This is a genomic window from Meridianimaribacter flavus, assembly GCF_004366715.1.
GTDB classification, from domain to species: domain Bacteria; phylum Bacteroidota; class Bacteroidia; order Flavobacteriales; family Flavobacteriaceae; genus Gaetbulibacter_B; species Gaetbulibacter_B jejuensis.
Genome location: NZ_SOQZ01000003.1, coordinates 30623 through 53721, shown reverse-complemented (window position 1 = coordinate 53721; position 23099 = coordinate 30623). Strand labels below are relative to the sequence as shown.

23 protein-coding genes are annotated in these 23099 nt (G+C 33.4%); 11 read left to right on the top strand and 12 right to left on the bottom strand.

Annotated features, from left to right (window positions below):
* Positions 1-395 precede the first annotated feature (395 nt).
* Positions 396-947, top strand: coding sequence for a sigma-70 family RNA polymerase sigma factor (locus tag A8975_RS07275; protein WP_131508085.1), 552 nt, complete (start codon positions 396-398; stop codon positions 945-947).
* A gap of 9 nt (positions 948-956) precedes the next feature.
* Complete coding sequence (locus A8975_RS07270; RefSeq protein ID WP_129761471.1) at positions 957-1214, top strand: hypothetical protein; 258 nt, start codon at positions 957-959, stop codon at positions 1212-1214.
* Here A8975_RS07270 and A8975_RS07265 read toward each other — a convergent pair.
* On the bottom strand, positions 1185-2027 hold the full coding sequence (locus A8975_RS07265; protein WP_134199450.1) for a hypothetical protein: 843 nt from the start codon (positions 2025-2027) through the stop codon (positions 1185-1187). The two genes, A8975_RS07270 and A8975_RS07265, sit on opposite strands and share 30 nt — an antisense overlap.
* A gap of 119 nt (positions 2028-2146) precedes the next feature.
* Between A8975_RS07265 and gcvP the strand changes: the two genes are divergently transcribed.
* The 4 genes from gcvP (at position 2147) to A8975_RS07245 (ending at position 7585) form a co-directional block, all read left to right on the top strand.
* Complete coding sequence (gene gcvP, locus A8975_RS07260) at positions 2147-4996, top strand: aminomethyl-transferring glycine dehydrogenase (protein ID WP_134199448.1); 2850 nt, start codon at positions 2147-2149, stop codon at positions 4994-4996.
* A 101-nt stretch (positions 4997-5097) separates the two neighbouring features.
* Positions 5098-6156, top strand: coding sequence for a 3-oxoacyl-ACP synthase III family protein (locus A8975_RS07255; protein WP_134199446.1), 1059 nt, complete (start codon positions 5098-5100; stop codon positions 6154-6156).
* A 29-nt stretch (positions 6157-6185) separates the two neighbouring features.
* Complete coding sequence (locus A8975_RS07250; protein ID WP_129761475.1) at positions 6186-6707, top strand: methyltransferase domain-containing protein; 522 nt, start codon at positions 6186-6188, stop codon at positions 6705-6707.
* Between the two features lie 26 nt (positions 6708-6733).
* On the top strand, positions 6734-7585 hold the full coding sequence (locus tag A8975_RS07245) for a glycosyltransferase (RefSeq protein ID WP_134199444.1): 852 nt from the start codon (positions 6734-6736) through the stop codon (positions 7583-7585).
* 42 nt (positions 7586-7627) lie between these two features.
* On the opposite strand, the gene A8975_RS07240 is transcribed toward A8975_RS07245, so the two are convergent.
* On the bottom strand, positions 7628-8437 hold the full coding sequence (locus A8975_RS07240) for a DNA/RNA non-specific endonuclease (RefSeq protein WP_134199441.1): 810 nt from the start codon (positions 8435-8437) through the stop codon (positions 7628-7630).
* Between the two features lies 1 nt (position 8438).
* Positions 8439-10103 (bottom strand): alkaline phosphatase PafA, encoded by a 1665-nt coding sequence (gene pafA, locus A8975_RS07235; RefSeq protein ID WP_134199439.1) that lies wholly within the window; start codon positions 10101-10103, stop codon positions 8439-8441.
* A 111-nt stretch (positions 10104-10214) separates the two neighbouring features.
* Here pafA and A8975_RS07230 point away from each other — a divergent pair, with 111 nt between their 5' ends.
* Together A8975_RS07230 and A8975_RS07225 are read left to right on the top strand one after the other, a co-directional pair.
* Positions 10215-10952 carry an MlaE family ABC transporter permease gene (locus tag A8975_RS07230; protein ID WP_129761479.1) on the top strand — a complete coding sequence of 246 codons (738 nt, stop codon included), beginning with the start codon at positions 10215-10217 and terminating at the stop codon, positions 10950-10952.
* The gene (locus A8975_RS07225; RefSeq protein WP_129761480.1) at positions 10952-11719 is read left to right on the top strand and encodes an ABC transporter ATP-binding protein; all 768 of its coding nucleotides are present in this window, start codon (positions 10952-10954) and stop codon (positions 11717-11719) included. Before A8975_RS07230 ends, A8975_RS07225 begins: the two co-directional genes overlap by 1 nt.
* Positions 11720-11724: 5 nt before the next feature.
* Here the strand turns inward: A8975_RS07225 and A8975_RS07220 are convergent, their stop codons facing one another.
* The 3 genes from A8975_RS07220 to A8975_RS07210 are packed head-to-tail and all read right to left on the bottom strand — an operon-like array spanning position 11725 to position 14942.
* Entirely contained in the window at positions 11725-13203 is a 1479-nt protein-coding gene (locus A8975_RS07220) for a DUF389 domain-containing protein (RefSeq protein WP_131508067.1), read from the bottom strand.
* 57 nt (positions 13204-13260) lie between these two features.
* Entirely contained in the window at positions 13261-14340 is a 1080-nt protein-coding gene (locus A8975_RS07215; protein ID WP_134199437.1) for a mannose-1-phosphate guanylyltransferase, read from the bottom strand.
* Between the two features lie 5 nt (positions 14341-14345).
* A complete protein-coding gene (locus A8975_RS07210) occupies positions 14346-14942 on the bottom strand; it encodes a SprT-like domain-containing protein (protein WP_134199942.1) in 597 nt (198 codons plus the stop codon).
* 113 nt (positions 14943-15055) lie between these two features.
* On the opposite strand from A8975_RS07210, the gene A8975_RS07205 reads away from it, so the two are divergent.
* Positions 15056-15613 (top strand): DUF4256 domain-containing protein, encoded by a 558-nt coding sequence (locus A8975_RS07205; RefSeq protein ID WP_134199435.1) that lies wholly within the window; start codon positions 15056-15058, stop codon positions 15611-15613.
* Positions 15614-15650: 37 nt separating this feature from the next.
* Here the strand turns inward: A8975_RS07205 and A8975_RS07200 are convergent, their stop codons facing one another.
* A complete protein-coding gene (locus tag A8975_RS07200; RefSeq protein WP_134199433.1) occupies positions 15651-16490 on the bottom strand; it encodes a DUF4349 domain-containing protein in 840 nt (279 codons plus the stop codon).
* A 132-nt stretch (positions 16491-16622) separates the two neighbouring features.
* Here A8975_RS07200 and A8975_RS07195 point away from each other — a divergent pair, with 132 nt between their 5' ends.
* Entirely contained in the window at positions 16623-17513 is an 891-nt protein-coding gene (locus A8975_RS07195; RefSeq protein ID WP_134199430.1) for a hypothetical protein, read from the top strand.
* On the top strand, positions 17510-17998 hold the full coding sequence (locus A8975_RS07190) for a hypothetical protein (protein WP_134199428.1): 489 nt from the start codon (positions 17510-17512) through the stop codon (positions 17996-17998). The genes A8975_RS07195 and A8975_RS07190 overlap by 4 nt, the downstream gene beginning before the upstream one ends.
* On the opposite strand, the gene A8975_RS07185 is transcribed toward A8975_RS07190, so the two are convergent.
* The 5 genes from A8975_RS07185 to pdhA form a co-directional block, all read right to left on the bottom strand.
* Entirely contained in the window at positions 17995-18633 is a 639-nt protein-coding gene (locus tag A8975_RS07185; RefSeq protein WP_243832959.1) for an HAD family hydrolase, read from the bottom strand. The two genes, A8975_RS07190 and A8975_RS07185, sit on opposite strands and share 4 nt — an antisense overlap.
* Entirely contained in the window at positions 18633-19322 is a 690-nt protein-coding gene (locus A8975_RS07180) for an SDR family NAD(P)-dependent oxidoreductase (protein ID WP_134199424.1), read from the bottom strand. The genes A8975_RS07185 and A8975_RS07180 overlap by 1 nt, the downstream gene beginning before the upstream one ends.
* A complete protein-coding gene (locus A8975_RS07175) occupies positions 19309-20265 on the bottom strand; it encodes a M28 family metallopeptidase (RefSeq protein ID WP_129761488.1) in 957 nt (318 codons plus the stop codon). Before A8975_RS07175 ends, A8975_RS07180 begins: the two co-directional genes overlap by 14 nt.
* 104 nt (positions 20266-20369) lie before the next feature.
* Positions 20370-21989: a pyruvate dehydrogenase complex dihydrolipoamide acetyltransferase gene (locus tag A8975_RS07170; protein ID WP_134199422.1), complete on the bottom strand. Its 1620-nt coding sequence runs from the start codon at positions 21987-21989 to the stop codon at positions 20370-20372.
* A gap of 6 nt (positions 21990-21995) precedes the next feature.
* On the bottom strand, positions 21996-22994 hold the full coding sequence (gene pdhA, locus A8975_RS07165) for a pyruvate dehydrogenase (acetyl-transferring) E1 component subunit alpha (RefSeq protein ID WP_129761490.1): 999 nt from the start codon (positions 22992-22994) through the stop codon (positions 21996-21998).
* Between the last annotated feature and the right edge of the window lie 105 nt (positions 22995-23099).

Genomic DNA, 23099 nt, shown 5'->3' with positions numbered 1-23099 from the left:
CGTTGTTTTTCCAAAGTATTTTAATTGGGATAAAGAGCTAAAACATTTGAGTTTAATTAATAACCAAATGATGCAAACACACACATTTTTTATAGCACTCACTGTTGGTTTAATAGGATTATTATGCACTACCTCAGCATTAGAGTTAACAGAAACTACTTTAGGTAAAAAAATTACATTAGGGTTAGGAATATTTTGGAGTATCAGACTATTGTTTCAATTCTTTGTCTATTCCTCAAAATTGTGGAAGGGAAAAAAATTCGAAACCACAATTCACATCTTGTTTTCATTTATGTGGCTATATTTTTGCCTTACCTTCTTACTAACATATTACATGAATAAGGGATAGAAATAAAATTTTTAGCTATTTTTGACTAAATACTTGAAAAAGAAACATGCCTAACCATACACTAAATCCTGATAATTGGATTGACAACTATTCCGATTATCTTTTTAACTATACCATATCGCGTGTAAACGACCGTGAAATGGCTAAGGATTTGGTTCAAGACACTTTTTTTGCCGCATTAAAATCAATGAAAAACTTTAAAGGCGATGCCAACGAACGCACATGGCTTATTGCTATTTTAAAGCGAAAAATCATTGACCATTACCGCAAGATAAACTCTAAAAAAGGACAAGCTGAAGTGCGTATGTCTTACAACTCCGATGAAGCTGAAGGCGATTGGCTTGAAGAACGTGTTTCGGATCCATTTGATAAAACAGCGGAAGACAAACTTGAAAACGAGGAGTTAGGCGATGCTATTTACAACTGTTTAGGTAAACTTCCTGAAAAACAAGCTAATGTTTTTAAAATGAAAACCATAGAAGGATTAGATACTGAAACTATTTGTAATGAATTAAACATTACTGCGTCTAACCTTTGGGTAATTATCCATAGAGCCAGAAATGCTATGGCTGAATGTTTAGAAGAAAATTGGTTATAATAACAACAAATGAAAAAAAGTGTACTGTTTATATCGTGCGAAGAAGCAAAACAAATTTGTGATAAATCACAATATGGAGATGCTACTTTTTGGGAAAGAATAAAGCTTACAATACGCTTATCATGGTGTAGAGTAACAAGAGCTTATACAAAACGAAATAAATCGCTTACAAAAACCATAAAGTTTTCGGATGTGGAATGCTTAAAAAAAGAAGAACGTCAAGCACTCAAAGATCAATTAAGTCAGCAGTTGAAAAACCAAAACTAATAGCAACCACAAAACAGGAATGCCTTCTACAAAAAAGGCACTGTAATATTTTGATTGTTCTTTTTTAGCCAACACAACACTTAGCAAAGTAATTGCAGTAATTGCCAATAAAACTAGTAGATTCATTAACTGCATATCATCTTTTAAATAGTCCAAAAAGAAGAACACCATAAGTAACAACACACCTATCAATTTAGTTTTTTTAACTCCTATTTGCTGCGGAATTGTTGCTAGCTTTACACTATCATACTGTAAATCTCTTATTTCAAATGGTAACATCAACACGAGGACAAATACAAAACGCTGAATTGCTGTAATACTCACATCCCAATTCATTAAAAAATCTGCATTCGCAAGCGGCAAAAACACAGTAACACCACACCAAACTAAAGCTATCACATACACCTTAAGACCACTTAAACTTCTTAAGTTTTGTTTCTCATCAAGAAAAATCTTTTTGGGTAAAAATGGGATTGCATATAAAAATGTAACAACTCCAAAAACAGAAATATAGACTAATGTTGTTTGCTCCAGCCGCAAGACATAATAACACATCAATAAAAAACAAACCAACGAGAATAATTGAATATATTTCAACCACGTTGCCAAACTTCTATGGTGAAACTTTGCTAAGCCAAAAAACTTCACAAAATTATATCCTGTAATTGAAGCAAAGAAGATGAAAAAAAGGACATTTTTATCATAAGGCAATTCAAACTCTAAAAGTGTAATCCACGCTAACGAAAACACTGATAAAGCCACATGAATACTGCTATTGATATAAAAATCAAAAATACGCTTCAAAACCTTCATATAACAAAAATAGTCAAAGTGTTAATAACAGTTGTATTTGGTTAAAAACTTTCATTTTCATTAACAAAAAAACATGAATAATTCCGTAATTTTGCGCTTCAAAACACAACATAATTTTAATGAATACAAACGCTTTCGCACTTCGTCATATTGGTCCTAGAGAAGATGACCAAAAAGAGATGCTAAAAACCCTTGGTGTTGACTCTTTAGAACAACTAATTTACGAAACCATTCCTGATGATATTCGCTTAAAAAAAGAATTGAATCTAGATGAACCAATGACTGAACATGAATACAATATTCATATTCACGAATTATCAAAAAAGAATAAGGTTTATAAAACATACATAGGTTTAGGATACCACCCAACTATTTTACCTGCAGTTATTCAGCGTAATATTTTAGAAAATCCAGGTTGGTATACAGCTTACACACCTTACCAAGCCGAAATTGCTCAAGGTCGTCTAGAGGCTTTATTAAATTTCCAAACCATGGTTACAGACCTTACAGGTATGGAAATAGCAAATGCATCTTTACTTGACGAAAGTACTGCTGCTGCTGAAGCTATGAGTTTGTTATTTGCAGTAAGAGAACGCGACCAAAAAAAACAAGGTGTTAACAAATTTTTTGTTTCTGAAAATATTTTACCGCAAACACTATCATTACTAGAAACAAGATCCACTCCTATTGGTGTAGAAATTGTAGTAGGTAATGAAGATGAGTTTGATTTTTCTTCGGAATTTTTTGGAGCTATCCTTCAATATCCTGGAAAAAACGGAGAGGTTACTGACATAAAATCTTTCATTTCTAAAGCTAACGAAAACCAAATTAAAGTAGCTGTAGCTGCTGATATTTTAAGTTTAGTTAAACTGGAAGCTCCTGGGCAATTTGGAGCTGATGTTGTTGTAGGTACTACCCAACGTTTTGGAATCCCAATGGGTTATGGTGGACCACACGCAGCATTTTTTGCAACTAAAGAAGCCTATAAACGTGATATTCCTGGTCGTATTATTGGTGTAACAAAAGACACTAATGGCAACAGAGCTTTACGTATGGCATTACAAACACGTGAGCAACACATTAAGCGTGACAAGGCAACATCAAACATTTGTACTGCTCAAGTATTATTAGCTGTTATGGCTGGAATGTATGCAGTATATCATGGCCCTAAAGGGCTTAAATTTATTGCTAACAAAGTTCACAATTCAGCTTCAACACTAGAAAAGGCATTAAAAAAATTAGGTTATAAGCAAGCTAATACTTCTTACTTTGATACACTTCAAATAAAAACTGATGCTAAAAAACTTAGAAAGATTGCCAAAGAGAAAAAAGTAAATTTCTTCTATCCTGATGATAACACAGTAACTATTGCGTTAAACGAAACAACATCAGTAAGAGATTTAAATTATATTATTGCTGTTTTTGCAAAAGCTGCTAAAAAAGAGGCTTTCGAAATTTCTTCAATTTCTGAAGACGTTAATATTGCTGAAGATTTACAAAGACAGTCAGACTTTTTATCGTTAGATGTTTTTAACACTTATCACTCAGAAACCGAGTTGATGCGTTATATAAAATCTTTAGAGCGTAAAGATTTATCATTAAACCACTCTATGATTTCTTTAGGTTCTTGTACCATGAAACTTAATGCAGCTGCTGAAATGCTGCCTTTAAGTATTTTTAAATGGGCAAATATTCATCCTTTTGTTCCTAAAAAACAAGCTGAAGGTTATCTTACGGTTTTAAAAGAACTAGAAGATCAACTTACTGAAATTACTGGTTTTGCAGCCACTTCCTTACAACCAAACTCTGGTGCTCAAGGTGAGTTTGCTGGACTTATGGTTATAAAAGCATATCACGAATCTCGTGGTGATCATCACAGAAACATTTGTTTAATTCCGTCGTCTGCACATGGCACCAATCCTGCAAGTGCAGTAATGGCAGGAATGAAAGTTGTAGTTACTAAGTCTACTGATGAAGGTAATATTGATGTTGATGATTTACGTGAAAAAGCCGAATTACACAAAGACAATTTGTCTTGTTTAATGGTTACTTACCCTTCAACACATGGTGTTTACGAATCTGCCATAAAAGAAATTACTAAAATCATCCATGATAATGGCGGACAAGTTTATATGGATGGAGCAAACATGAACGCTCAAGTAGGGTTAACAAACCCTGGAAATATTGGTGCAGATGTATGTCACCTTAACCTTCATAAAACGTTTGCTATTCCTCATGGTGGTGGAGGTCCTGGAGTTGGACCAATTTGTGTTGCTAAACAACTTGTACCTTTCTTACCAGGAAATCCAATAGTAAAAACTGGTGGTAAAAAAGCTATTACAGCTATTTCGGCTGCACCTTTTGGTTCTGCGTTAGCATGCTTAATTTCTTATGGATATATTAAAATGCTTGGTGCAGAAGGTTTAACTCAAGCTACCAAAATTGCCATTTTAAATGCCAATTATATCAAACACCGTTTACAAGGAAGTTTTGATACACTGTATTCTGGTGAACGTGGTAGAGCAGCTCATGAAATGATTGTAGACTGTAGAGCATTTAAAGCCAACGGAATTGAAGTGGTTGACATTGCAAAACGTTTAATGGATTATGGGTTCCATGCACCAACAGTATCTTTTCCTGTGGCAGGAACAATGATGATTGAACCTACTGAAAGTGAAAGCAAAGCTGAAATGGACCGCTTTTGTGACGCTATGATTTCTATTAGAAAAGAAATTAGCGAAGTTTCTAAAGAAGACGACAATAATGTCTTAAAAAATGCACCTCACACTTTAGAGTTAGTTACCTCAGACGAGTGGTTACTACCTTACTCTAGAGAGAAAGCTGCTTTTCCTTTGGACTATGTAAAAGACAATAAATTTTGGCCTTCTGTAAGACGTGTTGACGATGCTTATGGAGACCGTAATTTAATATGCACTTGCGCTCCAATTGAAGAATATATGGATGCATAATACGATGTTGAACATCGTAAAATAATCAGATAATAAAGACGCCTTTAATTTACAGCTAGTATATTTGTTATATTAGTAAAAATTAAAGGCTTTTTTCTTTTATGAATATAAAAATTACAGGTACTGGAAGCTATATTCCTGATACCATTGAAAAAAATGAAAACTTTCACCAACACCAGTTTTTAAACACTGATGGCTCAGAAATTAATCATCCTAACGAAGTTATTGTTGATAAATTTAAAGCCATAACTGGTATTTCTGAACGTAGATATGCAAAACACCATTTAACAGCATCAGACCTTGGGTTCTTTGCTGCCGAAAAAGCTATTGCTAACGCAAACATAGACCCTGAAACTCTAGATTATATCATAGTATCACACAATTTTGGCGATGTTAAACACAACACCATTCAAAGTGACATTTTACCATGTTTAGCAGCAAGAATAAAACACAGCTTGCGTATTAAAAACCCAAAATGCGTTGCCTATGACATTCTTTTTGGTTGTCCTGGTTGGGTAGAAGGTGTTATACAAGCTAATGCATTTATTAAGGCTGGTATTGCAAAACGTTGCTTAGTTATAGGAGCTGAAACTTTATCGAGAGTGGTTGATAAGCACGATAGAGACTCTATGATTTACAGCGATGGAGCTGGAGCAACAATTATAGAAGCTACTAATGATGAAGGCGGAATTTTAGCACACGAAAGTGCTAGTTTTACTTATGATGAAGCTTACTATTTATTCTTCGGAAACTCAAACAATCAAGACCTTTGTAGAGACACACGTTACATTAAAATGGATGGTCGTAAAATTTACGAATTTGCTTTAAGCAATGTTCCAAGTGCAATGAAAGCCTGCTTAGATAAAAGCGGAATTGACATTAAAGAGGTGAAAAAAATATTCATCCATCAAGCTAATGAAAAAATGGACGAAGCCATATTAAAACGCTTTTACAGACTCTACAAAACCGATATTCCTGAAGGCATTATGCCTATGAACATTCAAAAATTAGGTAATAGTTCTGTTGCAACTGTACCTACACTTTTTGACTTGGTAAAGAACAATAAATTAGAAAATCATAGTCTTACAAAAGGAGATATTATTATGTTTGCAAGTGTTGGTGCAGGAATGCACATTAACGCTATTGTTTACAAATATTAATAATACTTCCACTGTTGTGGAAAGAAGCTATGTACGAAGGAAAATTTCCACACAAGAGATATAAAATAACTTTAGAGTTCTTAAAAAAGCATATTAAAACACCTGCTTCTGTTTTGGATTTAGGTGTAGAAAACCCATTTACAGAAATTATGAAAGCAAATGGGTTTTCTGTTGAAAACACTTCTGGTATTGATTTAGACGAAGACACTTCTGAAATTGAAAACACCAATACTGATGTGGTAACTGCTTTTGAAATTTTTGAACATTTGCTTTCACCTTATACTGTTTTAAAGTCTATAAAATCAGATAAATTAGTAGCTAGCATTCCTTTAAAATTATGGTTTGCTTCTGCTTACAGAAGTAAAACCGATATGAGAGATCGTCATTACCATGAGTTTGAAGATTGGCAGTTTGATTGGTTATTAGAAAAAACAGGTTGGAAAATTATTGACTCTAAAAAATGGACCAATCCAACAAAAAAGATAGGTATTAGACCCATATTACGTTGGTTTACGCCAAGATATTACATTGTTTATGCTGAAAGAGTTTAACTTTGAATACTTAATATTTCAAATTTTTGAACTTTTATATCGTCATACCAGCTCATAATGAAGAAGATTGCATAGCGCAAACTTTAGAGTCGTTAGTAAATCAATCGGTTTTACCTAAAAAAGTGGTTGTAGTTAACGATAACTCTACAGACAAGACTGAAGCGATAGTCTCTTCTTTTTGCTCAAAACACTCTTGGATAACCCTTGTAAATTACAAATCTTCTAACACTCATCTTCCAGGTTCAAAAGTAATAAACGCCTTTTACCAAGGCTACAACACGCTAGACGATAACTACGATGTAATTTGTAAGTTTGATGCAGATATTATTCTTCCTACCAATTATTTAGAGCGTATAAAAATGGTTTTAAAAAGTGATAAATCTGTTGGAATTGCTGGAGGTTTAGCCTATATAAAAAAAGAGCATGAATGGGTTTATGAAAACATTGCCAACAAAACGCATGTTCGAGGACCATTTAAAGCTTACCGAAAAGCTTGCTTTAAAGCTATTGGTGGTTTAAAACCATCGATTGGTTGGGACACTGTAGATACTTTACTTGCTAAATACCATAATTGGAAAGTGGTTGTAGACGAGTCGCTTTGTGTAAAGCATTTAAAACCTACAGGAAACAGTTACAATAAAGCTTCTAAATACTTACAAGGTGAAGCCATGTATAAAATGCGTTATGGTTTTGTAATTACATTAATTTCGGCATTAAAACTATCTTATAAAAAAAGAAGTTTTGCTCTATTTAAAAATTACTTAGTAGGCTATTTTAAAGCAAAAAAAGCACGTAAAGCGTTCTTAGTTTCTAAAGATGAAGGGAAATTTATACGACAACTTCGTTGGAAAGGAATAATAGGCAAACTCAAACAATAAACTTAGAAAAAGTAGGTATTACAACAACACAAAAGACAATTTTTAATCAAAACTCCACGCTTTGTAACTACTTGAAGCCTCTAACCTATTTTCAATAGCGTCATCTAGTTCTGGAAAAAAATCAATTCCTGTTAACGCTTCTAAAGAATCTACCGAAACCACAAACTCATACAATGGTTTATTAGAGTTTTCATGAGACATCAAAAACGCTATCATTTTTGTATTACCAGTATTATTATCAATAAGCACTTTGTAAAACTGATTAGGAACCGCTACGCGCTCTTCTCCTATAGTTTTTAAATTACCTTTTAGCACACCTCCAGAAACCACATATAGGCCATCATACTTACTAGCCCAATAACGCACTTTTTGCTCTAAAGTATTCCAAATACCAGAATTAAACGCATGTTCTTGCGGACTAATATTACTGGTTAAAAATGTTTCATCATGAGCATATTTACTGTATTTTCTATCTCCTGCAGGACATAAATGCCCTCGATCATAACCTGACTTTTTATAATTGCGCCAATGTGCTGCTCCAGTTTTTACAGCTTTATCAATTTCAAAATATGGTCGTTTAAAATTAGTGTTTGATAAATGCGATTTTTTCAACTCATAAGCCACCCATTCAGCTTGCTCGTGAGGTTCACTGTAAGATAGCGAGTAACCTTCATGATGTACTATTTGTCCTGTTGTGCTTGTTGGCAAAAAGTATTCGTTAGTATCTGTTTTTACAGTTTCTCCTTCAGATACTATTTCGGCTACTTCTTGTTCTTTTAAAAAGTGCTCGTAGCCATAAATACCTATGACAATAAGTACAACAATAATGGTATATAATTGTCTTTTATTCAAACTAATCTAAAACAAACCCTAAAGGTTGTCCTGTTGCACCATTAGGAAAACTAATACCTAAAAATGCCGAAATTGTTGGTGCAATATCTGGTATTACGGTTTTTTGAAATGTTTCTCCATGCTTAATTCCTTTTCCGAAGAATAATAAAGGCACATGTGTATCATAATTTAACCCACTACCATGAGTTGAACCTGTTTTACTGTATGAAATATGTGCTGGATTTGGCACTACCAAAATATCTCCAGAACGTCTTTGATTATAACCTTTTTGAAGTAATTTCTCTACTCCTGAGTCAAACGACATTGTACTCATTGTTTTAGATGAATACACTTTATATACATTTTCATAAGTAATTAACTCATCAACGATAGCCTCTTGTACATCATCTAAGTCTAAATCTAGAGTCTTTATTTTCTCTCTATTTAAAAATATTTGGTCGTTGCTTACATTTTCAACTAAATCAGACGCTCCAAACGTAGCAGTCATAAACTCATTAAAATCAGCTTTAGTTTTTGAGTTATTTAAATACCCAGCAGGAATTTTAACCGATTGTAAATATGAAGGCACATCAACAGCTCCATGGTCTGCTGTTAAAAACACAGTGTATTCTCCTTTACCAACTGTTGCATCTAAGTGATTAAATAATCGCTCTAAGTCTTTATCTAGTCTAAGGTATGTATCTTGAACTTCTTTAGAATTCACACCAAAATTGTGCCCAACATAATCAGTACTTGAGTAACTTAAAGCCAAAACATCAGTGATACTATCTTTACCCAATTGTTCTCCATCAATTGCAGCTAAAGCAAAATCTGTAGTAAGGTCGTTTCCATAAGCAGTTCCTTTAAGGATATCAAAACCTCCATTAGAGTCTTTTAAAGCAGCCAAGTCATAAGGAAAAGTTGCTGTTTCCTTACCTTTAAACCCTCCTTCAAAATTGTTTAAATCGCTACCGCTTTCAATATAAGTATTGATATCGTATAAGGTATTCCAAACTTTAAAATAAGATTGCGCAACATTTGACTTATTAAAATCCTTAACCCATTGCGGAAGATCGTTCAAATAAAAAGTACTCGATATCCATTTTCCTTCATTTTTACCATGAAACCAATATGCAGCATTAGCAGTATGTCCTGCAGGCAAAATTGCTCCTCTATCTTTCATTGAAATACCAATGGTCTTTCCTCGCATTTGAGTAAACAATCTATTTTCATCAGCAAAACTGGTAGTTAACATGCGTTGTGGTGACATTTTGCCTGAAGAACTTGTTGTCCCTACTGATTCCACCGTGTCATCTCCTGCACAGTACACCATTTGTTTAGCGTCTTTATCATACCAATCATTAGCAATTATACCATGATATTTTGGTGTAGTTCCTGTATAAACCGATGCATGTCCTGGTCCTGTTTTTGTCGGAATGTAGTTGAAATGGTTGTTCTTACAGTTAAACCCTTCGTTTATCATTCGTTTAAATCCACCTTCTCCAAAACGATTATAAAAACGTGTTAAGTAATCATATCTCATTTGGTCAACTACAATACCTACAACCAATTTTGGTCTTGAAGTTAAATCATGCTCATACTGAGTTTCTATCTCTGTAATTTCATGTTGGGCTTTACATGATAGAGTAATTGCTAATAATACTAATAGTGTTAAATGTCTTTTCATTGTTGTGATTTGTAAACGAAGCCCAAAAATACAGATTTTAAAACATCATAATTTAAAATTAAGGTTAAATACCTGTAAGTTTTTTTTACTTTAGCAGTAACAAATTATACTATGACGTACCTTCATAATATTGGTAAATATTTTTTGATGATTGCTGAAATGTTCCGCAAGCCTACGAAGTGGAGCGTAATGAAGCAGTTGATATTAAAAGACATTGACGATTTGGTTATTGGCTCTTTAGGTATTGTTGCATTTATAGCCTTTTTTGTTGGAGGCGTTGTTGCAATACAAACGTCATTAAACATCAACAACCCTTTAATACCAAAATACCTTGTTGGTTTTGCTACTCGACAATCGATAGTGCTAGAATTTGCTCCAACGTTTATCTCTATTATTATGGCTGGTAAAGTGGGCTCTTTTATTACCTCAAGCATTGGAACTATGCGTGTAACCGAGCAAATTGATGCTCTAGAAGTTATGGGAATTAACTCGTTAAACTATCTTGTTTTCCCTAAATTCATTTCGCTTATGCTTTATCCTTTTGTGATTTCCATTGCTATGTTCTTAGGCGTTCTTGGTGGTATGGCTGCATGTGTGTATGGTGGTTATGGTACTTTAGAAGATTACGTTATAGGTATTCAAACAGATTTTATTCCTTTCCATATTACATATGCGTTTATAAAGACTATAGTTTTTGCTTTTATTTTAGCAACCATACCTTCATTTTATGGATATTACATGAAAGGTGGCGCTCTTGAAGTAGGTAAAGCCAGCACAACCTCATTTGTTTGGACTAGTGTTGTAATTATTCTCTTAAACTTTTTACTAACCAGTTTGTTATTAGGCTAATGATAGAAGTTAAAAATTTACATAAATCGTTTGGAGAAGCTCATATTTTAAAAGGAATTACAACCTCTTTTGAAAAAGGCAAAACCAATCTTATTATTGGGCAAAGTGGTTCTGGTAAAACAGTTTTTTTAAAATGTTTGTTGGGTTTATTTGATTATGAAGAAGGCTCTATTGCTTACGAAGGAAAAATATTTAGCAAGCTAAGTCCTGATGAAAAACGAAATTTAAGAGCCGAAATAGGCATGGTATTTCAAGGGAGTGCACTTTTTGATTCTATGACGATTGCCGAAAATGTAATGTTCCCATTACGTATGTTTACTAAACAAAGTAAAAGTGAAATGCAAGATCGTGTAGATTTTGTGCTTAAGCGTGTTAATCTTGACGATGCTCACAATAAAATGCCAAGTGAAGCTAGTGGTGGAATGCAAAAGCGTGTTGCCATTGCTCGTGCTATTGTAAACAATCCTAAATATTTATTTTGCGACGAACCTAACTCTGGTTTAGATCCTAAAACTGCAATTGTTATTGACAACTTGATACAAGAAATTACTGACGAGTACAACATTACTACTGTAATAAACTCCCATGATATGAACTCAGTGATGGAAATAGGTGAAAAAATTGTGTTTCTTAAAAACGGACTAAAAGAATGGGAAGGCTCTAAAGACACTATTTTTAAAACTGACAATGAAGCAGTAACAAACTTTGTATATTCTTCTGAATTATTTAAAAAAGTACGAAAAATGTACTTAGAAGAGAATAGCTAAAAAAACTATTCTCTCTTTACACTTATTTTTTCAGTTTTAAGAGTTTGCTTTAACCAAGCTAGCAACTCACCTTCTTTTACTAAAGCAATACTATCACTAACGTTGGTTTTCCATTTAATATTAGCAATTGTTACTGTATCTACTTTTATAAAGTCTTTAGACTCTAGTCTTTTTGAATATCCAAAATAGTCTAAATCAGAAAACTTAATTTTAGCATCTTTAGCTAAACTAGAAAATGCAACCGCATTTGAAGTGTTATTAGTTTCTAACTGACCATTTAACCCAGAAATGGTTTGCTGTAATTCTCTTATCTCTTGTTCTAGACCAGAAATAATCATGTCTTTTCTATCTAGTTCATTAATAGCTCTATCGTAAGCATCAGATAATTTATCAAAGCTTCTGTTTTTGTTTCCAAAGAACTCAAGTGTAAAATCACTAATGTTATTATATTGTTTCAACTCGTTTCTTAAGTCAGTTTCAGTAGCTTCAGAAATTTCACCATTAAAGTATAGTGTTATTTTTTTATCAGTATAATGAGGTATTCCTTTTTGATACCAAAGGTCATTATTAGATTTTACCTCATTTTCAATAAAACTCTCATAATCTCCTTTTAACCTTGTCTCTGTAATAAAATCTATAAAACTTAATGTTGGCCAAATCATTACTACTATAGCAATTAACGACGCTAACTGAGCAATACGTTTCCTCTTTTTAGAGTTTGCATATCTAAGCATAGGAAAGCGCAACACTTTTAACACTATAAAAGTGGCAAGAGCAATAAATATAGTATTAATGGTAAACAGGTTCATTGCTCCTAAGAAAAACTCCCAGTTATGTGCTAGTCCATAACCTGCTGTACATAAAGGAGGCATTAAAGCTGTTGCAATAGCAACACCAAAAATAACTGATGCTATTGTTCCTTTTTTAGTCCTAGCTATAATTAAAGCTGCTCCACCAAAAAAAGCGATTAACACATCTCTAATATCTGGTTTGGTACGTCCAAAAATCTCATTGGTTTGTATATCAGCAGTTGGAAAGAATTTAAAAAACAAAAAGGCTGTGAGTAAACTTAACACAATCATTATCGCTAAGTTTATCAATGATTTCTTAAGTGTATCAATATCGTTGAGCGCAATAGACATACCAATGCCTAAAATAGGACCCATTAATGGAGAAATTAACATGGCACCAATAACAACAGCAGGAGAATCAGCATTTAGTCCTACTGAAGCTACCATTATTGAGCACACCAAAATCCAAGCCGTAGCGCCTTTAAAAGGAATATCGGCTTTTATAGCAGCAATAGTTGCATCTCTATCTGTATCATCTCTAAAGTCTAGAAGCTCACTTAAAAAGTTAGATATACTAGCAAAAAGACCTTTTGCATCTTTTCTAACTGCTTCTTTTTTCTCTTCTACAGCTTTGTCTTTATCTTTTTGTATTTGCTCGTCTTCAGAGAAGTTAAATTTACTTTCGTTGCTCATATCTTTAAAATTCCAACCTTGTAATAATTTGATCTAAAATAATTACTTTATGAACAATTAACCATAGGTCTCTCCAAATTTTTCTTTCACATTTTGAAGTACCTTTTTGATGTCTTGTTCTTTTGCTTTAGGGAAGATAAGCAAAACTTCGTCTTTATCAACAATTATATAATCTTTTAAACCATCAACAACTACAATTTTATCTTTTTTACTTCTAATCATATTTCCTGTAGCATCTTCAGTCAAAGTTTTAGCATTCACAACTGCATTATTATCAGAATCTTTATCTAGTTTATCATAAAGACTTCCCCAAGTACCAAGGTCGTTCCAATCAAAAGTAGCTGGTAGCACAAACACATTTTCGCTTTTTTCCATTATGGCATAATCCACTGAAATATTCTCTGCCTTGGCATAATTTTCTTGAATAAAACCATCTTCCAAATCGGTATTATAAGCCTCAATTCCTGCTTCAAATAAACTATACAATTCTGGTTGATTGCTTTTAAAGGCTTTAATCACACTTTTTGCACTCCACATAAAAATACCTGCATTCCATAGGAAATTTCCTTGTGCTATGAATGATTTGGCAGTTTCATAATCTGGTTTTTCTCTAAACTGATTTACTGGTTTTATATCTTGATTAGACGATTTATCAAACTCTATATAACCATATCCTGTATTTGGAAAAGTAGGTTGAATACCTAAAGTCATTAAGGCATCGTTTTGTTCACAAAACTCAAAGGTTTGCTTTACATTTTGTGTAAATGCGTTTTCGTCTTCTATCCAATGGTCACTTGGTGCAACAATCATTACTGCATCAGGATTTTCCTTTTGAATTTTTAAAGATGCATATAAAATACAAGGTGCTGTATTTCGCATTGCAGGTTCTAAAACTACTTGACGTTTTGTAACATCTGGCAACTGCTGAAACACCAAATCATTGTAACGCTCATTGGTAAGAATAAAAATATTTTCTTTTGGAATAAGCTCAGACAATCTATTAAATGTTTTTTGTATAAGCGTATCACCTGTACCTAACATATCATGAAATTGTTTTGGATACTCTTGAGTACTTACAGGCCAAAATCTGGAACCAACTCCACCAGCCATTAATATTGCATAATAATTCTTATTCATTGTAATTAGTTTAGTAATTCTACTTCTGCGTTTGGATTAAAAAGATATACTTTTCCTGATTTTACCTCAACACACTCAAAACGCTTTCTGCGCTTTTCTCCTTTTAAAAACATCCTGCCATTGTAAAGCTTAAATGTTTTACCCAAAGGTACTTCAAAAACAAATGTTTTATCATTAGGTTCGTCAAATTGCTTTAATGCTAAGGCCAATGGTGCATCTGTATCGCTAGATGCTTTTGGGTTTTTAAAGTGTTTTGCTAATAGAGGTAAAAGCTCATTTGGGAAAACGTTAGGATTTAAAAACGGTAACATCAATTGCTGAAAGGTGTGCTTCCACTCTACTCCATGAGGTTTTATAAAGCGTCCAAATTCTTTGTATGCTTCAAAATGTGCTATTTCATGAATAAGTGTAATTAAAAACCTAAACCTATTCAAATTAGAGTTTACAGTAATTTGATGTGTTCCATTTGGTAAACGTTTATAATCTCCATGTCTGTTTTTACGTTCATTCTTCACCTTTACGGTTAAATGGTCATGGTCTAAAAGCTCTAAAACTTTTGGGAGTGCACTTTCTGGAATATAATTTTGAAGTGTGTTTTGCATCGCAACAAAAATAAAGGATTTGTATTTAGTTTTTAAAAAAAATAAAGACATAAATTCGTCATTATCTGATAAAACCATTAATTTTCTTGTTCTGATTTAAAAGCTGCTTTTACATGAAAAAACAATTGACAACGAACGACAGCGATCAACTACTTAAAATTCTCAAACTACGTTTTGAAAAAAATATGCACAGACATAATAGTATTGAATGGGACAGTGTACAAAAACGACTTGAAGAAAACCCTGAAAAACTATGGTCCATACAGCAAATGGAACAAACAGGTGGCGAACCTGATGTTGTAGATTTTGACTCCAAAACAAATGAATATTTGTTTTTTGACTGCTCAACTGAAAGCCCTAATGAACGTAGAAGCTATTGCTACGACTTTGAAGCTCAAGAATCTCGCAAGAAATTTAAACCAGAAAACAATGCCATTGATGTAGCCAAAGCAATGGGAATTGAATTATTAACCGAAACACAATATAGAGCTTTACAAGAGTTAGGAAATTTTGACACCAAAACATCTAGTTGGATACAAACTCCTGAAAACATAAGAAAACTTGGAGGTGCTCTTTTTGCTGATTTTCGTTATGATACTGTTTTTGTTTATCACAATGGAGCACAATCTTATTATGCAGCAAGAGGATTTCGTGGTTGTTTAAAAGTGTAGAAAAGTCCTCTAGGTATTTTCTAGAGGACTTACCTTTTTATTTTTTTATTCTTTTTTTAATCACAAAGAATAATAAACTACCTAAAATAATAAGCGGCCAAATATGAATGATTCCTAACACAATGGTTTCTATAAAATTCCAACCAAAAACTAAGCCTTCTTTAGTTTTGCTCCAAAATGATTTTTTATAACTCGTTGGCTCTTCTTTGTAATCAACCGTTTCATATAAATCTATTTGTATGGTACTGTAAGCTACTTTGTTGGTTAAGTATTTAAGTCGTCCTTGTTCGCTTTCAATCTCTTCTTGTATCACACGAAGCTTTTCTTCGGTTGCTAGAATTTCTTCAACTGTTTTGGCTTTTTGTCGTAATATGGTTTCATACCTCTGTTTTACTTCTAGTTTGGTTTTTAACCTGGTTTCAATATCAATGTACTCTTCGGTAACATCTTGTGTGGTAATGTTCTCATACTCTATAAATTCAACAATTGCACTTATGGAGTCCATCATAGCATCAAAATGCTGCTGAGGCACTTTTACAGTAAACCTGTTTTCGATTCTGTATAAATCGTTTTGAAATCTTAAGTCGGAAATATAAGCGTCAAAGTTTAAAGCAATTTGCTTTATTTTCTTCGTTGCAACCTTTACATGCTTTACCTTATATCTGGCATTTGCCGACTTAATAATTTTTAGGTTGTTGGGAATTGCACTTGTTGATGGTTCGGTTTTTGAAGTTACTGCCTCATACTCTTCTGACACAGCAGTATCTGCTACTGATACATTTTCTTTATAACTTTCATTTTGACATGCTGAAAGCAGCATAACAAATAAACTAATAATTATAATTTTAAATACTGATTTTAATGGATTTGCGTTCATAATTTTATATTTTTAAAATTTACATAGCAAACCTATTAAGCAATACCATTTTTATATTGTAAAGCTGTAGAAAAGCTTTTGTAAACTATTTTACAATTAAAAACAACACTGAAAAACAGCAGTTTACACTATTTGAATCCTGAACATTCATATCATTTTAATCTTTTAAAACAGACTGTTGCAACCACTTTTTTGCAGCATTATAGTGCGCCTAATACTATTGAAGAATGGAAAGGAGAAGACATTGTTGCCTTTCAAGAAGATTTATTTAGCAAGGTAAAAGCAAAGGTTAGCGAAAAATGGTTTTATACCTATTTTAAAAACGAACCTGAAAAGCTACCTCGAATAGACATGCTTAATCTCTTAAGTCAGTATGTTGGTTTTAACAATTGGCACGCTTTTAAAGAAGCGCATGTATTCTCAATTTCAACAAAAAAGAAAAACAAAAAGCAGCTATATTGGCTTACAGCACTACCTATAATTATGCTTATTTTTTATAGTAAGAGTTTGAAAAATGAATTTCACTTTTGTTTTGTTGATGAGATTAAAAATGAAGCCATCACAAAAACACCTTTGGATATTAAAATACTACAAAACGGAGAATCCCCTTTACATTTTAAAACAGATAGTCTTGGGTGTTTTAAATTTACCACAAAAGAAAAAATCATCACTTTTGTTGTACAATCTCCATATCATAAAACTGATACCATAGTAAGGTCAATTGACTCAAACAAAAACCAAACTGTCAAATTAGCTCCTGATGATTATGCGTTAATGCTCCACTACTATACCAATGGTAATATTAAAGATTGGACTACACATAAAACACAGCTTAATAATTTAATAGCTGACAATGCAAAAATTTACCAATTGTTTGCAAATAATATTGGTGTGGAGCTTTATACCAAAGACAAGTTTATAAGAACATTAACCATACCTACTAGCAGCTTAAAATCCATTGAAATTCTTGACAAGCGACTGGTTAATGGTAAAATTGTAATGCTTAAATTTATTGTAAAATGAAAAGGATATTAATAGGCTTTTGGGTATTACTTTTTGTTTCATGCGCTAATGAAACAAAAACTTTTAATGAGAACAATGTCGCTGCTGAATCAGTAATTGGTGATCTTGATAATTATTTGAGCACTCAAGAAGACTTTGAATATCAAACTGTGGCTTCTCAAAAACTTCAAGAGCTTTATGATTTGTCTTTACTATTAAAACATCATCCTGAATTTGAAGTGGACATCGCTAAGCAAATTGAAAACCTTTCTAACAACTCTGTTAGCTTACCCAACACTACAAGACAAGTACATATTGAAAACGTAACTAAAGTGAATACCGAAACACTTTCTGATTCTGTTTCTAAACTACACCTTGCTTTTGATATTATTACTGATAGAGGTTCACAAAAAGATTCAATAACTGCAATTATACGTTCAGAAAAAATAACTATTGACAACGCTGAACTTACGGCTACAAAAGTAAAGTTCGAAAAAAACAATTAGATTAATTCCAATAGTTTTTCCATTGAATTAAAGGTAGTAGTTGCTTCTGCTTCTAACTCGTTATTATAATCATGAGCAGTAAATCCAAAAACATCAAAACCACCTGCTTTAGCAGCTTGTATTCCTGTTAAGCTATCTTCAATCACTACGCAGTCTTCAGGTTTAAAACCCATAGTTTTTGCAGCCCAAATAAACACATCAGGTTCTGGCTTCCATTTTTCGATAGTATAACAACTAAAGATGTTGTCTTCAAAGTAAGGTAGCAAACCAGTAAGTTCTAGGTTAAGGCGTATTTTTTCAGTTGGCCCACTTGAAGCTACACAAAAAGGGATAGACAATGACTCAATCACCTCTTTTACACCTTCTACAGGTTGAATTTGTTCTTTAAATGCATTGTAACTTCGTCTTCTATATTCTGCTATAAAACCTTGAGATAATGGTTGATTTACCAACGCTTGAATTTTATCTCGACAAGTATATATTGAACCTCCTTTAAAATGCTTAAACGCATAATCTAAATCTATATCAGCTCCATAACCATTAGCCATATCAACCAACACCTGATTGCCAATTGGCTCGCTATCGACTAACACACCATCACAGTCAAAAATAATACACTTGTATTTAGACATCATTAAGGAGTAGAATTAGATACTTGCAATGCTTTTCCGTTGTAATATTTATTTCCGTTAAGCGAAAAGTCTGCAATATACTCAGCCATTTGCAATGCTGTAGTTGGAGCCTCATAACCTGGAAAAGCTTCGGCAAGCATTTCGGTTTGTACTGCTCCTAAAGCTAACACGTTGAATTGCGGACCAGAATTTTTGTATTCTTCAGCCAACAATTCGGTTAATGTAATAACTGCTCCTTTGCTAGAACTATATGCAGCTAGTCCTGGAAATTTCATACTTCCTTGAATCCCTCCCATAGAGCTTATGGTTACAACGTGTCCATCTCTTTTCATAAATGGCAGAACCACTCTAGTCATTTCAGCTACACCAAAAACATTAGTTTTATAAACATGCTCAAAATCATCCATTGTAGTTTCTGAAAAAGGCTTGTTAAGCAATGCTCCTGCATTGTTGATTAGAATATCAACATGGTTCCATTCATTTTTTATGAATTGCTCTACTTTTTGATAGTCATCATCATTACATAAATCAAAAGAAAAGGATGTAATATTATCAAAATGAAGGTTATTTACTGGTTGTGCATTTCTTGATAGTGCCAACACATTGTGTCCTTGATTAGCAAAAAGATGAACCAGCTCAAAACCAATACCTCTACTGGTTCCTGTAATAATAATATTTTTACTCTGCTTCATGCATTACAATCTCTTTAGTTGGCGTATTACTCATAGTTTCAATAACAGGAATTGTAGAGTTGATAAGGTTTGCCATGAAATTAAAGTCCATAAGTTCAATTTCATCATCAACATGATGATAAAAATCAAAATTAGTTAAATCACAGCTTGATAATGTTTGACAAGGTGCCTTAAACTGATTGTAAAACGGGTAATTATCTGAACGCATAAAAAGTCTGTATTTTTTAGAAACTTCAGAAAAACCTATCAGCTTACTTCCTGCGTAAGCATTCATTTTCTCAGCCATATTAGATAACTCATAGCCTGTTAAAAACGCTTGATAATCTCTATCCTTAAAAGGTACACCTATCATTTCAAGATTAACCATTGTATATACATTTAAGCTATCACTCTTTAAACGTTCAGCAAGATGCTTTGAACCTAAAAGTCCTCTTTCTTCAGCAGTAAAAAGTGCAAATAAAATGCTACGCTTATTGTTTTTTCTAGTTGCAAAATATTTAGCCATTGCCATTACGCCAGCTGTTCCGGTAGCATTGTCATTAGCCCCATTAGCAATTGAGTCATTTTCAACAGGTTTTCCATAACCTATGTGGTCATAATGAGCACCTATAACTATATATTCATTTTTTAACGTTTCATCCACACCTTCAATAACTCCAACCACATTAAAAGCATCTAAACTATCAAGCTTAAAATTATCCCTAAAAGTTTCAAAATAAGGTTTTACACCATAGCTTTCAAATTGTTTTTCAATATATGTTGCTGCATCATCTATTCCTTGCGTACCAGTGTCACGACCTAGTAGTTCATCTGAAGACAAATAAGTCACAGCCTCTTTTAACTCATCACTTGTAATAGTAATTTTTGGTCCTACTTCTACTTTAGGTTCATTTTTACAGCTAAACGCTAAAACAACAATGATAAGTGCTAATAGTTTTTTCATAATTTTTGATTGATTGTATTAAAGCTTAAAGATAAAAAAATCCTGATTGGAAAAAATCAAATCAGGATTATATTATAATGTATGTTCTGCTTATGCAGAAGTTTCTATACTAACATTGTAACTGGGTTTTCAATATATCCTTTTAATGTTTGAAGGAATTGTGCTCCAGTTGCTCCATCTACAGTTCTATGGTCACAAGCTAAACATAACTTCATGGTATGTCCTACTACTATTTGACCATTTTTAACTACAGGTTTTTCAACAATATTTCCTACTGAAAGAATTGCAGAGTTAGGCTGGTTGATGATAGATGTAAAACTATCTATACCAAACATTCCTAAATTAGATACAGTAAACGTACTACCTTCCATTTCTTGAGGCGTTAATTTCTTGTTTCTAGCTTTACCTGCAAGTTCTTTAACTTCAGCACCTATTTGCGGTAATGATTGCTCATTAGCAAAACGCACTACAGGAACTACCAATCCGTCAGGAACTGCAACTGCTACACCAATATGCACATGGTGATTTAAACGCATCTTATCTGCAGACCATTGTGAGTTTACTTGCGGATGTTGTTTTAACGCTAAAGCACATGCTTTAACAATCATATCATTGTATGATATTTTAGTATCAGGAATAGAGTTAAACTGCGCACGGAAAGCTATAGCATTTTCCATATCAAACTCTACATTTAAGTAATAATGAGGTGCTGTAAATTTAGATTCTGCTAAACGCTTTGCAATCACTTTACGCATTTGCGAATTGTTTACTTCTTCAAAATCTTCTTGACCTGTTGGTACAAATTTACCTACTGCAGCGGCAGATGTTCCTGGTGTGAAGTTTTCTATATCGCGTTTTATAATACGACCATTCTCACCTGAACCTGTTACTTGAGATAAATTAATACCTTTTTCATCAGCCATTTTTTTAGCTAATGGTGATACAAATACTCTATCTGAAGATGATGTTGATGCTGGAGCAGAAACTTTAGGCGTTTCTTTTTTAGAAGTTTCAGCTTTTGGCTCTGGTTTAGAAGCTGCTTTTGGAGCTTCTTCTTTTGGAGCTTCTGCTTTTTCACCTGATGATGCTTTGAAATTCTTTGCAATGTTTGCAACATCAGTTCCTTTAGGACCTAAAATAGCTAAAAGTGCATCTACTTTTGCAGATTCTCCTTCTTGCAATCCTACGTGTAATAATGTACCTGATTGAAAAGACTCAAACTCCATAGTAGCTTTGTCTGTTTCAATTTCGGCTAAAATATCACCTTCTTCAACGGCATCGCCAACTTTTTTCAACCATGTTGCAACAGTTCCTTCCTCCATAGTATCACTTAAACGTGGCATTGTTACCACTGTAACACCTTCAGGAATATCTACAGCTTCTGTTGCTGGCTCGCTAGTTGCTTCTTCTTTTTCTTCTTTTGGTGTTTCTTCTTCTTTTGAATCTTGAGTAGCACTTCCATTTAATAAACCAGAAATATCTTCTCCTTCTTCTCCTATAATAGCTAAAAGCTCATCTACTTTTGTAGTTTCACCTTCTTGAACACCTATGTGTAATAGTGTACCTTCATAGAAAGACTCAAACTCCATAGTTGCTTTGTCTGTTTCTATTTCGGCTAGGATATCTCCTTCTTCTACTTTATCACCAACTTTTTTCAACCAAGTTGCGACAGTACCTTCTTCCATAGTGTCGCTCAAACGAGGCATGTTTATTACTTCTGCCATATCTTATTATAGTTTGTGTTGTATAAATGGATAATCTTGTTGCTCGTAAACCGCATCGTACATAACATTCTTTTCTGGGAATGGAGATTCTTCAGCAAATTTTTCGCATTCGCTTACTAAATCTTTTACGCGCTTGTCAATAACTTTTATATCAGCTTCAGTTGCATATTTGTTTTCCAAGATAATATCTTTTACTTGTGTAATAGGATCTATTTTCTTGTACTCTTCAACTTCTTCTTTTGTTCTGTAGTGTTGTGCATCAGACATTGAGTGCCCTCTGTAACGGTATGTTTTTAATTCTAAAAATGTTGGTCCATCACCGCGTCTAGCTCTTTGAATTGCTTCATCAAAGGCTTCAGCAACTTTTACAGGATTCATACCATCAACAGGTCCAGAAGGCATTTCGTACCCTAAACCTAGTTTCCAGATATCTGTATGGTTTGCAGTGCGCTCTACAGATGTTCCCATAGCATAACCGTTGTTTTCACAAACAAATACTACTGGTAATTTCCATAACATTGCCAAGTTGAACGTTTCGTGAAGTGAACCTTGTCTTGCAGCACCATCACCAAAGCAGCAAAGTGTTACAGCATCACTACCATGATATTTATCACCAAATGCAATACCAGCACCTAGAGGAATTTGACCACCTACAATACCATGACCACCATAAAAACGGTGTTCTTTAGAAAAAATATGCATTGAACCACCAAGACCTTGAGAGGTACCTGTTGCTTTACCATATAATTCTGCCATAACACGTTTTGGATCTACACCCATACCAATTGGTTGTACGTGGTTACGATATGCGGTTATCATTTTATCTTTAGTCAAGTCCATAGCGTGTAGCGCTCCTGCTAACACTGCTTCTTGACCATTGTACAAGTGAAGAAATCCTCTTACTTTTTGTTGGATATAAACTGCAGCTAGTTTGTCTTCAAACTTTCTCCAGAATAACATGTCTTCATACCATTTAAGGTAAACTTCTTTTGTTACTTTTTGCATTTAACTTAATTTATAAAAGAAAAACAATGCGTGTCCTAATAAAATTGACACAAGCGAATAACAAAAGTAACACTTTACATATTAATGAAAAAACAGTAATTCGTA